Source organism: Phyllobacterium trifolii (assembly GCF_014192095.1).
GTDB classification, from domain to species: domain Bacteria; phylum Pseudomonadota; class Alphaproteobacteria; order Rhizobiales; family Rhizobiaceae; genus Phyllobacterium; species Phyllobacterium trifolii.
Genome location: NZ_JACHXN010000001.1, coordinates 33,643 through 46,708, shown reverse-complemented (window position 1 = coordinate 46,708; position 13,066 = coordinate 33,643). Strand labels below are relative to the sequence as shown.

Below are 13,066 nucleotides of genomic sequence, written 5' to 3'. Positions count from 1 at the left end.
GTCTTCTGCTCCTAGAAATTCGGTGCGGCATTCGCCAAACTTGACTATCTTCGTTAGGATGGAAACATCGCATTTCATGTTTGTTGGAGGGAAGACGATGTTCCTAAAATCCTTAGCCTATTCGCTTGTCGTCCTCATGTTCGCCCTGGTTTCAGGTGGCGTTCATGCCGCCGAACGCTGGGAAAAGCTTCCCCCGCCAGCACCAATGCCCGCGGCTGAGAAAAGCGGCACGGCTCCAGTCAACGGCATCGAAATGTACTATGCCGTCTATGGCAAGGGACCGCCCGTGCTCCTCATCCATGGCGGCCTTGGCTATGCCGATATCTGGGGTGCGCAGGTTGCCGACCTTGCAAAAGACCATATGGTGATTGTTGCTGACAGCCGCGGCCATGGACGGTCGACCCGCAATGCTGATCCTTACAGCTATGATTTGATGTCGTCGGATTACCTCGCGCTTCTCGATTTCCTGAAGGTCGACAAGACTGCACTGGTTGGATGGAGTGACGGCGGGATAATTGGTCTCGACATCGCCATGAACCACCCCGAGAGGCTGACGAAACTCTTCGCGCAGGCAGCCAACTCCAAGGTCGATGGCCTCAATCCGGATGTCATGAAAAACAAGACCTTCGCGGCCTATATTGATAAGTCAGGCGAAATCTACAAGAAGATTTCGCCCACGCCGGACCAATATGATGCCTTTGTCGAACAGATCAGTGGCATGTGGGCGAGCCAGCCCAACTGGAGTGACGACGATCTGAAGAAGATCAAGACGCCAGTGGCGATCGTTCTTGGCGATCACGACGAAGCCATCACCCGTGAGCATACGGAATACATGGCAAAGACGATCCCGGGCGCCAAATTGGTCATCCTCGATAACGCCAGCCATTTCGCCATGCTGCAGGACCCGGAAGGTTACAACAAGGCCGTGCGCGACTTCATCGATAACTGATCCCGCAGGTCGCGGCCTGTTATGGCGTGGTGAAGTAGTAGGGGTTTGCAATCCGAAGAGCGCGACAGCTATGAGTGTGACGAAAACGGCCGCTCGACCGCCGGCATCACTTTGTGCAACTTTTGTCGGGAAATCATATAGGGCCCATTTGCAAGAGGGGCGAAATGACCTCCTCAGTCAAATCGGGACATCTTCTCGGCGTTATTTCAATTGAAATGAGTCGATACTGCACAAGCCGGTGGAGTTCTCAGTATATTTGTGCCAGTCCTGAATGTTGAACATCGCGACAAGAATTGTTCCTTCAAGGAGTTGCTCGCTTTTATCAAGTACCGTTAGCCACCGGACGGGTTCATCACAGAATCCATTTTTACCTTTGTTCTTTGAAAAGAACTCGTCGGCATTGAGAACTTGGTAAACCTCCCCGCCATATTGCGTGTTTTCTTCGACATTCCACACTCCGGAATATCGCAATTTCATTTCGCCTTTGAGTTTGGTGAAGCGGGCAGTTGTCCGACTGAGGTTCATTGTTTCGCCCAAGGTCGCCGGCGTGCTGTTCGACACCGCAAGATACGCACGAGGTGTGTCGGTTGGCATCGGGGTGCCTTTCGATTTGGCATCGGCACCGAACGCCAATAAAACGCCCATTGGAATTGCAAGGAATAAGCCAGACAAGTTGCCGCGTTTGGATTTGATCATAGCGTGCTCCATTCTTGAGTCGCGAAGGAGCACAGTTTCGCGCCCTCCCGCAATGACCCCATATAGCCGTCTTGAAATTTTGAGCCAAGCAGTACCACCCGGATTAGGTTAACCGGGTTCACAGTGTCAATTAGCCATTAGCAGAATGCAGCGGACTGGGTTCAGGCCGTTTTCTGTTCCTGTATTCCAAGCTCCTCCGCCATCTGTTTGCGGATAAGATATTTCTGGATCTTGCCTGTTACCGTCAGAGGAAATGCTTCGACGAAACGGACGTATCTCGGCACCTTGTAATGGGCGATCTGTCCATGGCAAAACGCCTTGATCTCTTCTTCGTCGGCATCTTCACCGGTCTTCAAAATGATCCAGGCACAGAGTTCTTCGCCGAACTTCGGATCAGGAACGCCGACGATGGCAACGTCCTTGATCTTGGAGTGACGAAACAGATACTCCTCTACTTCGCGCGGATAGATGTTTTCGCCGCCGCGAACCACCATGTCCTTTTGGCGTCCGACAATATTGCCATAGCCCTCGTCATCGATGGTCGCGAGGTCACCGGTGTGCATCCAGCCATCTTCGTCGATTGCTTCAGCTGTCTTTTCCGGATCACCCCAGTAGCCGATCATGACGGAATAACCCCTGGTGCAGAGCTCGCCAGGCGTGCCGCGAGGAACGGTATTACCATTGACATCGATGACCTTGCATTCGAGATGCGGTTGAACCCGCCCGATCGTCGAGACCCGCCGGAAAACCGGATCTTCGCCTGAACTTTGGAAACTGACGGGACTGGTCTCGGTCATCCCGTAAGCGATGGTGACATCCCGCATGTGCATGCGTTCGATGACCTGCTTCATGATCTCGACGGGGCAAGGCGAGCCTGCCATACATCCTGTCCGCAAGGATGACAGGTCGAAGCGCTCGAACTCAGGATGTCCGAGCTCGGCAATGAACATTGTCGGCACGCCATAAAGAGCCGTGCACCGCTCGGCTTCAATGGTGCTCAAAACCGCCAAAGGGTCGAAGGCTTCGGACGGATAGACCATAGTTGCGCCGTGCACGACGCAGCCAAGATTTGCCATGACCATGCCGAAACAATGATAAAGCGGGACGGGGATGCAGAGCCGGTCTCCGGGATTCAGGCCAACGCTTCGGCCTACGAAAAAACCGTTATTGAGTATGTTGCGATGGGAAAGCGTAGCGCCCTTGGGCAAACCTGTCGTTCCACTGGTGAATTGTATGTTGACCGGATCCGCGCAACCCGTTGTTGCGTCACGGTCTGACAGTTGGGCACGGTGAATTTCTGTTGCGAGCTTGGGTACATCTTCGAACGCGATCCATCCGGGGCGAACGTGTGTTCCAATCAAGATGGCATGCTTCAGACAGGGTAGTCTTGAAGAGTTGATCTCCCCTTCACCCGAGGAAATTTCCGGGGCGAGGGCTTCGATCATTTCGGCATATTCGCTCGTCTTGAACCGCTCGAGCGCAACCAACGCTTTTACACCTACCTTGTTCAGCGTGTATTCGACCTCGGAGAGGCGATAGGCGGGATTGATATTAACGAGAATAAGCCCAGCTTTTGCCGCAGCGAATTGGGTCAATGCCCATTGCGCATTATTGGGCGACCATATGCCAATGCGGTCGCCGCGCTGCAGCCCCAACGCGATCAGGCCAGCGGCGAAAGCATCGGTTCTTGTTTTCAGCTCGCCATAAGTCCACCGAATATCTTGATGGACCGAGACAACGGCTTCGGTTTCGCGCCATCGCAAGACCGCCCTATCGAGCGTTTGTGAGATGGTGGTTTCCAGCAATGGCGGCTCATCGGCACCGCGCACGAGACTTAGTCTGGCAACATCGCTTTCTGTCGGTTCGGTGACTGGGCGCATGACATTCCTCCGAGGTCAAATGCACAGAATGCCTACCGTAGTCCAATCAGCATGGAATACCCACCGGCTTTTATAGAAGCTTATGCGGTGAGCGCTGTTCGCACCCCCTCCGCCAAATCGTTCAATTTATCCGCTGTGTTACGGCCGATAAGCATGTAACTATGGGTCTGATCCGACCAATAGACGACGTTCATGCCGTGTCGCCGCTCGGTTTGCGGCGAACGCGGTCCACTCGACGATTGAACGATGCACAGAGCCATAGGTCCGTGTTCGGGATCGAGATAGGCGATCTGCCCAAGCGGCTTGCCATCATACTGTAGAACCTGCGCGCGTTTGAGCGGGATGCCCGGCAACGACACTGCCTGCAGAGGAAGCGAGAGGCCGAGCGCGTCACCTACGTTCTGTAGTTGCGCGCTTTGCGATTGCTCGTCGCTATCGAGATTGGCGAGTGTATCGGGCGTGTAAAGCGATAGATATTCGGCAACAACTGCCCGCCAGTCGTCATTATGATCGCTGGAAGATTCCTTGAACGCCATGAAGCCTCGATCGCCAGCGACGCCGACAAAGACCAGCCCTATGGCTGCGGCCATGAAACCGCGGCGGCTCAAGCCCCTTGAAGCGGGCTCGTCGGTAATCGAAGCAGGGAGTCCGCCCAGGATAGCTTCCAGCTTTGCCGTGGGGGCGTTTTCGAGCAGCGGTTGAAACGCATCGTAAAAGGCCATTTCACTGCGCGAGAGGAATTCATATCGCGCGGTGACAGCCTCATCGATCTTGATCAGCCTATCGATCCGCGCGCGCTCCTCGCCACTAAGCTCGCCGTCGAGAAACGCGACCAACATTTCGTCGGAGGGCATTTCGGCGTGTTTCAGATCAACCATCATTTCCCTCCTTTCATCTGTTTGGCCGTCACATCGGGATCGGCGTGTTCGGCGAGTTTGGCACGGGCCGTTGCCAGGCGGCTCATAACCGTGCCGATTGGTACATCAAGGACCTCCGCGACCTCGCGATAGGACAGACCCTCCACATAGGCAAGAAACACGGCGGTCCTCTGCGCCTCCGGCAACTCATTTACCTGACGCAACACCTGGTTGGCCGTGACATGCGTTTCGGTTTCATGTTCGCCGTCGAAGGAAAGTGTTACGTCGGCATCGACGAAACCGTTACCCATGCGAATGCGGCGCGAGCGGACCTCATTGAGCCAGATCGAATGCATGATCGAGAACAGCCATCGATCAAGCCTTGTCCCGCTCGTGAACTGGCTGGCGCGCTCCAGCGCGCGAACACAGGTCGCCTGCACGAGATCATCGGCAACGTCGCGCTGGCGGGACAGTACAATACCGTACCGCCAGAGCCGGCCGAGATACTGGGCAAGGCTCGCCCGGATTTCATGTTCGCTCGCGATGATTGCCTCCGTCCAGACAAGTCCACTGCGGACATCCGCCGCTGACGACGTGTCTGGTGTCGCCCGACTATAAGCAGAAAGTTGGCAATGAGCGATGGTCACCTTGATCCCTTCTTTGTGAACAAATCACAACCGCTTTCAGCCGGGCGATAGCCGGGTCAGATCTTCGAGGGCTTTTCGATCGCCTCATGGAGATCGCGATATTCCTCGCACGTGGTTCCGCAGATCGACTTGATCGTCATCAACTGGTCCTTGGCGAGATCGAGCTGACCCTTGATGACATAGGCTTCGCCAAGATATTCGCGAACCTTTGCGTATTTAGGATCGAGCGCGACGGACTTCTTGTACCAGGAGATGCCTTCATCGGTGCGGCCGAGCTTGCGCGTGGCATAGCCGCGATAGTTGAGCGCTTCCTTGGTGTTCGGATTCTTCAACGTATCGAGCATTTCCAGTGCTTCCTGATAGCGTCCGGCCTTGGCCAACGTGTAGGCGTACTCGGTGCGGTCCTTGTCCGGAACGGCGCTGCTGGTCTTCTTGACGCATTTCTTGGCCTTGGAACTCCAGACCTGGCCCTTGGGACAAGTGGGCGTCGTGGCCGAATCGTCGGTACCGCCGCCGCCGGCAGCAAAGGCCGGCATGGAAAAAGCAGCGAGGGCGAGGCTGGCGCCGAGCAGGGTGGATGTGATCGAGTGTTTCATGAGTTCTATCTCCGAATGACAATCTGACATGTGGAGAACACGCAGCGCCGCGATTTATTCGAAGATCGGGCCAAATATTCGAGACGGACTATCGGCATACGAATCGGCCTGCAGCAGGCGGTAAACAATATTGCCGCAATTGATTTTCCAGAAGCGGCCAGAAACTGGAATTGTTTACTCATATCGGCAAGAATTTTGAGTCCCGGTGCGTTCTGCTTGAAGGAACAAGGATTTATGCTTCCGCGAAGTGGATTCGCGAAACGAAAAGCGTATGGCATGAACGGTAGACCAGTCGAGCGCGTGGATGAGACCAGCGGACAGTTTTTGCAATCCTTGATTGCAGGAACCGAAGCAGGATCAACCGTGTCGACAGGTGGCAAGCGCCAGGCTCCCTCTGTAATCGACGCAGCAAAGCAACGCGTCGACGCCGCGAGGCGCGCTGCAGACAACAGCCTTGATCGCGCCAAAGCCGCGCCAAAACCCCACGAGATCAGCAACCCGGCCTTCGTCGCGCTGTTTGAGGCGCATCAACGGGACAGGGAAATGCTGTTCGAAGCGATGAGAGCGCTCGAGAGGGTACAAAGCGGTAGCGTTTCGCACGCGCGCTGAGTAAAGTCTGGGCATATATTGTCGGGAATAACGAGATGTCTGAACTCAAGATCAGAACAAGGGCAGTGGGCGCCACGTCCGTACTCCAGCCCAAGGAATTGCCGCTCGTCACGTCGGAGACGGGAGGCAAGATCGGGGTTGTTAGCTCGGTTTCCGAACCCGGCTTCAGCCCGATCGATTTACTGTATAGTTCGCTGTCGGCGTGTATTGCATTGAGCGCGCGCATTGCCGCCAGCCGCCTCGGCGTTGCCGACAGACTCGGTGAAGTCCGGGTGCATGTAACGGGCGAAAAGGCGCATGAGGGGCCGTCGCGCGTCGCCCGCTTCGATATTTCCATCGAGATCGATGGTGAACTCGACAGCGTAACGAAGCACGAGATCGTCGAGGCTGCCGAAGAGATCTGTACCGTCAGCAATACGTTGCGCGGCAATGCCGATTTCGTGACGAAACTAGCGGACTGAAGTGGCGTCAAGCCTTCCTTGCGTGGCCGGAGACTTCGGCCCCGGCATTCCATGGCAATTCCAGAAAGCGGAGCGCCGAAACGACCCCGATCAGGCCGACGACAAAAAATGCCATGCGAAAATCCGTCAACGATGTGGTGGCATTGCCGTGAGCCATTTGCGACAAGTTGAGGACCATGGCGGCGATGGCGACGCCAAGCAGCATCGACATCTGCTGAAGCATGCTGGAAAGCGTCGAGGCAGAACTGCGCTGTGAAGCGTCGATGTCTGCGAAGGTCAATGTGTTGAGCGCCGTGAACTGCATCGAACGCGAGAGGCCCGCGACGAGCAGAAGCGCAAAAGAGATGATCTCGGGTGTCCCAGCGGACAATAACGAACAGGCGGCGAGGGACAGCGCTGCGATCAAACCGTTGAAACAAAAGATCGTGCGAAAGCCGAACCGCCTGAGTAGTGGCGTGGTGACGACCTTCATGCCGAGATTACCGATGAAATACACCAGGATGAAAGTGCCCGTCCTGATGGCGCTGAAGCCGAAGCCGACCTGAAACAGCAGCGGCAACAGGAATGGTGCCGAGTTTATCGAGACGCGCCCTGCCGTTCCGGATGCTGCCGTGGCGATGGCAAAGGTGTGGATCTTGAAGACTGACAGATCCAGCAGCGGATTTTTGACCTGCAGAAAATGTCTTGCCGCGATGACCGACAACAGCGAACCGACAACGAGCATGGCGACAGCGATGTAGAACTCGTGGATGCCATGCGTGAAGGATTCGAGACTGGAGAGGACGAGCGCCAAACCGGCAGCAGAGAGTGCGAAGCCCTTCATGTCAAATTTCGGAACTGATGTTTCGCGTTGATCCGGAACGAATTTGAGGACCAGCAGAATACCAAGGACCCCGAGCGGTATATTGATGAGAAAGTTCCAATGCCAGCTCAGATAGGTGGTGATGAAGCTGCCAAGGACAGGGCCGATGACCGGCGCAAACAGCGCAGGCCATGTAATGAGCGCGATAGCGGAGACAAGCTCGGACTTCTCCGCATTGCGCAGCACGATCATGCGCCCTACCGGCGTCATCAGGGCGCTGCCTACGCCCTGAACGGCACGCGCGCCGACGAATTGCCAAAGCGTTTCCGACAGACCGCAGACAAGCGAGGCGATCGTAAAAATAGCGATGGCTGCAATGAAGACATTGCGTGCGCGGAAGCGATCACCCATCCAGCCGGAAATCGGGATGAAGACTGCCATCGACAGCATGTAGACGGTGATGCCGATGCTCATCGCCACGGGCTCGATGCCGAATGAAAGTGCCATCTGGGGCAGGGAGGTTGTGATGATCGTCCCGTCGAGCATCTGCATGAAGAAGGCGACTGCAACAACGAGAGCGACAAGACGCGGTTGCCGCGCTGTGACGGCTGTTTCCTCGCCGTCCGATAGTGCAGTCGTCATTTCATAACCTCAGTGCATTTCATGCGGGATGGCCGCGAAGCTGCGCGGCCAGATATCAAAGTGCCGGGCCCGCAATTCAGGCCCGGCAACCGGATTTGTCAACGTCGCTGGCGGATTATTGATTGGCGTCGAGTTCCTTGTAGGCAGCGTCGAGATAGCTGGTATCGACCCATTTGCTGTAATCGATCGTTCCTTTCAGAAGCTTTGCCTCTGCCATGAACTTCTCTTCTTCCTTGAGCGAATTGAGGGCTTCGTCGGTGATCTTCGGGTCCTGATAGAACACACCGTCCTTGTAGGTCTTGCGAACGGATTTCTCCGAGGACTTTGTTTCGTCGACAAATATCTTGATCGTGTCTTCCGGGTGCGCGTCGGCCCAGCGCGAAATCTGGATATCGACCTTCAGCAGGCGTTTGATCAGATCGGGATATTTTTCCGCAAAGGCGCCATTGACTGAAATGACGTTCGGCACGGCCCATTCGGGGTGCTCCGATCCATCGAGAAGAATGCGCGCCTGGCCGGTGTCGACGAGTTTTGCCGCCGTGCTGTCTGTCTCAACGATTGCGTCGATATCACCACGCAATAGCGCAGGGCCCGAAGCCTCGAATGGCAGACTGAGCGATTCCACATCGTCGGTCTTCAAGCCGGCACCTTTCAGCGCCTTGCTGAAATTCGAGTGACGCACCGTACCGGCGAGATATGCAACCTTCTTGCCCTTCAAGTCGGCGACGGTTTTCAATGGCGAGTTCGTCGTAACGATGATCGCCGAGCCGCCTGTTTTGACGAAACTGGAAATGCCGATCAGCTTGACATCGGCGCCCGATGCCGCGACGCGCAGGGCAGGGTTGTTGCCGGTGTAGGTAACCTCGATAGCCCCAGTGGCGAGGGCGGTGGTTGCCTCAGAGCCGCCGCCAGTAAAGGTCACCAGCTCAACCTTGATGCCGTCCTTGGCAAATTCCTTTTCCAGCCAGCCATCATGCTGGGCGAGAATGAATTTCAGGTGGCCAGGAGCGGTACTACCGATGCGTATGACATCCGGCTTTTCCTGCGCGATGGCGGGCAGGGTGAGGCTTGTCAAACCAATCAGCGAGACGGCGATGGTCTTTATCAGCGTCCGGCGCAAAACGCCGTTATTTGAAATTGTCATACTATGGTTCCTTCGTTGGCGTTTTTGCAGGAAGTGAAGATTCTCAGTGAGGTGAAGTGTCGGATTGGCCCTTCCACGAGGTCGCCCAACGCTCAAACCAGACCAGCAAATAGTTCACGATCAGGCCGATGAGTGTCATGGTCAGAATACCGGCATACATATCGCCGGTTTCCATCATCAGCTGCGACTGCTGGATCAGGTAGCCGAGCCCAGATTTGGCGGCGAGCATCTCGGCGCCGATAACCGCGAAGATGGATGATTTCACCGCGAGACGCGCACCCGCGACGATGGATGGAATGCTCGCGGGGAGGATGACTTTGCGGAACAGATCGAGATCGGATGTTCCCATCGAGCGGGCCGCTTTCAACAAAAGTGGATCGACTGCCTTGACGCCGCTGATCGTGTTCACCAGCAGGAAAAATACCGATGAATAGAAGGTGATCGCGATCTTTGAGGCTTCGCCTATGCCGAGCAGCAGAATGAAGACCGGTAACAGAGCAAACTGCGATGTATTGCGGAGCGTTTGGACGAGCAGATCGGAGATCTTTTCGAAAAGCGAATAACGCCCCATCAGGAACCCGAGCGGAACAGCGACAATCGTCGCCAATCCAAAGCCGATCGCTGCCCGCTGCAGGCTGATGCCGATATGCTTAGCGAGGACGCCGCTTTCTGCCAAGCCGATCCATGAGCGGCAGACATCGCTGAGCGGGGGAAAGAAGATCGGGTTGAGCCATCCAAGCCGCGGTGCGATTTCCCACAACAGGAAAAACAGGATGAGCAATGGGAGGCCATAGCTGAATGTGCCGTCGCCGCGCGCCGTCTTGTGCTTGCGGGCAGGCCGGGCAGCACTGGACGCTGCAATTGATGGCAACCTGATGCCGATGCCTGGTTTTTCACTGATATAGGCCATGTTTCCGTTCCCTGGATCTTTAGTTGGCGTAGGCAGGCGACAACGCCCAATCCTTTTGCGCCTTGTTGACTTCATCACGCAGTGCTTCCCAAACGCGGGCGCGATGTGCGTTGAACTCCGTGCTGGATCGAATGTCGCCATCGCGCGGGCGCGGCAGATCGATGTCGATGATCTCCTTCACCGTGCCGGGACGAGCAGTCATCACAACGATGCGGTCGGCGAGATAAATCGCCTCATCGATGGAGTGCGTGACAAAGATGACGGTCGTGTTGATCTTCTCCCAGATCTTCAGGAGTTCGCTCTGCAGGATTTCGCGCGTCTGCGCATCGAGCGCTGCGAATGGTTCATCCATCAACAGCACTTCTGGATTGCTTGCCAAGGCGCGGGCAATGGCCACACGCTGCTGCATGCCACCGGAAAGCTGATTGGGATAACGATCCTCGAAACCGGACAGTCCGAACAGAGCGAGGAAATATCGCGCGCGGTCGCTGCGTTCGCGCTTTGGCACGCCGCGCACCTCCAGGGCATATTCGATGTTCGACAGGGCTGTGCGCCAAGGAAACAGCGCATATTGCTGGAACACATAACCGGTCTTGGGATCGGGCCTGGTGATGGTGGTGCCGTCCAGTTGCACGATGCCCTTGCTCGCCTGTGTCAACCCGCCGATGATATCGAGCAAAACAGATTTGCCGCTGCCGCTCGGACCAACAAGCGTAATGAACTCGCCCTTGCGGATGTTCAGATCGACGCCATCGAGGACGGTGACGCGATCGGTCTCCTCGCCGTCGACAGTCACATATTGACCCGGCTTGAGCTGGAAGGTTTTTCTGATGCCGGAGACGACAATTCGGTCCATCTGCATTCTCCTTCAAACTGCCGCGACGCGAATGCGATGCGTCGGGTCATGTTCGGTTCCGCCAGCCTTGCCGCGTTTCCAGCCGAGCGCACGCGCGTAACTGCCAAACAGATTGCGTTCCTCAACTTCGGCTTCTGTGATCGGAAAGTGGCCTTCCGCGCGATGCGCGACATAGAGCGCATCGACGGGACAATAGATTTCGCAGAGGTAGCAGGTCTGGCAATCGTCTTGGCGCGCTATAATGGGTGCCGAATCCGGCACCGCGTCGAATACATTCGCGGGGCAAACCTTGACGCAGATATCGCATTCAATACAACGGCTTGCGGAGACAATCTCAATCATGACGCGATGCCCTCGCGACTGATTTGCGCTTCGCCAATGCGGACTGCGTCAACCCCGCTCACGAGGATGCGCCGCGCAAATGCGGGGTCGCTGCCGGGACGGTCTGCCCGACGGTGCATGCCGCGGCTTTCACTGCGGGCAAGCGCAGAAGCAAGCGACCACCGCGCCGAAGCCGTGATCGACGCGGCCTCGCGACTGCGCACGCGGTCCACACCCTCGGTGTGGAGGTGTTGACGCACATCATTCCACAGGCTCTCCAGCCGCTCGCTACTGGTGTGCAAGGTTGTACCGTCGCGAAAATAATTCTTTTCGAGAGGGATGACTTCGGCGCGAACAGCTTCGATGATTTGAGCGGTGCGCAGGTCCGCACGAGCGTTTCCAGCCGGTCGCAGGCCCGCTTCGCCCAGGGGTTTCGATATGGAACGGAAGGCTTTCCGTGCTGATTTGCGCGCGTAAGTTGAAGCGCCTTTGCCTGACCACCAGCCGCTGGCGATAGCCCAGGACGAATTGACCGCGCCGCCGCCCGACACCGCACCTGTCATGTTCTCGCGGCTGGCTGCGTCGCCGGCGACGTAGAGCCCGGGAACGCCCGTTCCGCAATCGACCGTCGCGAGCATGATGCCGCCGGTGCCTCGTACCGTGCCTTCGGCCCGCAATGTGATGCGGAACAGGTCTTTGAAGGGATCGATACCCGCACGGTCATGGGGCACGAAGCAATTGGGCTGACCACGGCGCAGCCAATCCTGCAAGGCGGGCTCGGCATGGTCGAGGCGGGCAAAAACCGGACCGTCTATCAGCGCCTTCGCAATATCCTTCTCGCGCTCGCCAATGCCGTTGGAAACTTGCTCGCCGTTTGCGTCGAGGAGGGGTGATCCATCCTCGCGGTAGAACGTGGCCCATCTGTAGGGCAGACCCTTGTTGAGCGACGTTTCATACGGGGCGAGCGTGTACTTCCCGGTGAACTCCATGCCGGAAAGATGCGCGCCGGCTTCCGCCGCCATCAGGTAGCCATCCCCAGTGAGGCCGGTTGCGCCGAGGATACGCTCGTGGAAGGCACAGCCGCCGGTTGCGAGGACAACGGCTTTTGCCTCGACGCTCCAGTCGCGGTTGCGCTGCCGGTCTACGCCGGAAGCGCCTGTGATCGCATCTCCATTCGACAGAAGTTCAAGGGCAGGGTGGTGGTCAAGCACGGTGACACCGGCCTTCAGCACCCGCCGCCGCATGAAGCGCATGTAATCGGGGCCGCGAAGGTTGGCGATATAGAGCCGGCCGTCATCTTCGTGCGGAAACAGGTAGCCCCATTCGGAGAGCTTCACCAGATTCTCGTAAGCCTGATCGACACAGCGCAGCATCCAGCGCTGATCGGCAAGGCCGCCGGTACGCTGCCAGCGCCGCTCGACAGCCTGACCACGATTTTCACCCGGCGGTACGCACCAGGTTCCGGTGTTGGACGGAGCTGTGGCGCCGCTCGTGCCAAGATAGCCCTTGTCAGCGAGGACAACACGAGCTCCATCTTCCGCAGCAGCCAGCGCTGCCCATGCGCCGGAGGGACCACCGCCTAGCACCAGCACATCGGCCTGCAAATGCAGCGGGTCATTGCCAGTGGATTTTACCCGATCAGATGACATGCGTTCTCCGGTAATCGGCCAAAACGTCAAACCCTTGCCGGGTCTGA

At 56.9% G+C, this 13,066-nt stretch carries 14 protein-coding genes; 3 read left to right on the top strand and 11 right to left on the bottom strand.

The genetic code is table 11. The annotated features are described in order from the left end of the window. Positions 1-136: 136 nt before the first annotated feature. The gene (locus FHS21_RS00205) at positions 137-949 is read left to right on the top strand and encodes an alpha/beta fold hydrolase (protein ID WP_246410752.1); all 813 of its coding nucleotides are present in this window, start codon (positions 137-139) and stop codon (positions 947-949) included. Between the two features lie 201 nt (positions 950-1,150). On the opposite strand, the gene FHS21_RS00200 is transcribed toward FHS21_RS00205, so the two are convergent. The 5 genes from FHS21_RS00200 to FHS21_RS00180 form a co-directional block, all read right to left on the bottom strand. Then, entirely contained in the window at positions 1,151-1,645 is a 495-nt protein-coding gene (locus FHS21_RS00200; RefSeq protein WP_183660688.1) for a hypothetical protein, read from the bottom strand. Between the two features lie 161 nt (positions 1,646-1,806). Continuing rightward, positions 1,807-3,525 (bottom strand): AMP-binding protein, encoded by a 1,719-nt coding sequence (locus FHS21_RS00195; RefSeq protein ID WP_183660686.1) that lies wholly within the window; start codon positions 3,523-3,525, stop codon positions 1,807-1,809. Between the two features lie 80 nt (positions 3,526-3,605). Further along, complete coding sequence (locus FHS21_RS00190) at positions 3,606-4,406, bottom strand: anti-sigma factor family protein (RefSeq protein WP_246410699.1); 801 nt, start codon at positions 4,404-4,406, stop codon at positions 3,606-3,608. Further along, positions 4,403-5,029, bottom strand: a complete 627-nt coding sequence (locus FHS21_RS00185; RefSeq protein WP_112527131.1) for an RNA polymerase sigma factor — start codon at positions 5,027-5,029, stop codon at positions 4,403-4,405. Before FHS21_RS00185 ends, FHS21_RS00190 begins: the two co-directional genes overlap by 4 nt. A 56-nt stretch (positions 5,030-5,085) precedes the next feature. Next, positions 5,086-5,634 (bottom strand): tetratricopeptide repeat protein, encoded by a 549-nt coding sequence (locus tag FHS21_RS00180; protein WP_376772054.1) that lies wholly within the window; start codon positions 5,632-5,634, stop codon positions 5,086-5,088. A gap of 267 nt (positions 5,635-5,901) precedes the next feature. Here FHS21_RS00180 and FHS21_RS00175 point away from each other — a divergent pair, with 267 nt between their 5' ends. Continuing rightward, positions 5,902-6,234 carry a hypothetical protein gene (locus FHS21_RS00175; protein ID WP_183660682.1) on the top strand — a complete coding sequence of 111 codons (333 nt, stop codon included), beginning with the start codon at positions 5,902-5,904 and terminating at the stop codon, positions 6,232-6,234. Positions 6,235-6,269: 35 nt separating this feature from the next. Next, entirely contained in the window at positions 6,270-6,695 is a 426-nt protein-coding gene (locus FHS21_RS00170; protein ID WP_183660680.1) for an OsmC family protein, read from the top strand. Between the two features lie 7 nt (positions 6,696-6,702). Here the strand turns inward: FHS21_RS00170 and FHS21_RS00165 are convergent, their stop codons facing one another. The 6 genes from FHS21_RS00165 to FHS21_RS00140 form a co-directional block, all read right to left on the bottom strand. Then, positions 6,703-8,139, bottom strand: a complete 1,437-nt coding sequence (locus tag FHS21_RS00165; protein ID WP_183660678.1) for an MFS transporter — start codon at positions 8,137-8,139, stop codon at positions 6,703-6,705. Between the two features lie 115 nt (positions 8,140-8,254). Continuing rightward, on the bottom strand, positions 8,255-9,283 hold the full coding sequence (locus tag FHS21_RS00160; protein ID WP_183660676.1) for an aliphatic sulfonate ABC transporter substrate-binding protein: 1,029 nt from the start codon (positions 9,281-9,283) through the stop codon (positions 8,255-8,257). Between the two features lie 43 nt (positions 9,284-9,326). After that, entirely contained in the window at positions 9,327-10,193 is an 867-nt protein-coding gene (locus FHS21_RS00155; RefSeq protein WP_112551645.1) for an ABC transporter permease, read from the bottom strand. 19 nt (positions 10,194-10,212) lie between these two features. Continuing rightward, positions 10,213-11,049 (bottom strand): ABC transporter ATP-binding protein, encoded by an 837-nt coding sequence (locus tag FHS21_RS00150; RefSeq protein WP_183660674.1) that lies wholly within the window; start codon positions 11,047-11,049, stop codon positions 10,213-10,215. A gap of 12 nt (positions 11,050-11,061) precedes the next feature. Next, positions 11,062-11,391 (bottom strand): 4Fe-4S binding protein, encoded by a 330-nt coding sequence (locus FHS21_RS00145; RefSeq protein WP_112527140.1) that lies wholly within the window; start codon positions 11,389-11,391, stop codon positions 11,062-11,064. Next, entirely contained in the window at positions 11,388-13,019 is a 1,632-nt protein-coding gene (locus tag FHS21_RS00140; protein WP_183660672.1) for an FAD-dependent oxidoreductase, read from the bottom strand. Before FHS21_RS00140 ends, FHS21_RS00145 begins: the two co-directional genes overlap by 4 nt. Positions 13,020-13,066 lie beyond the last annotated feature (47 nt).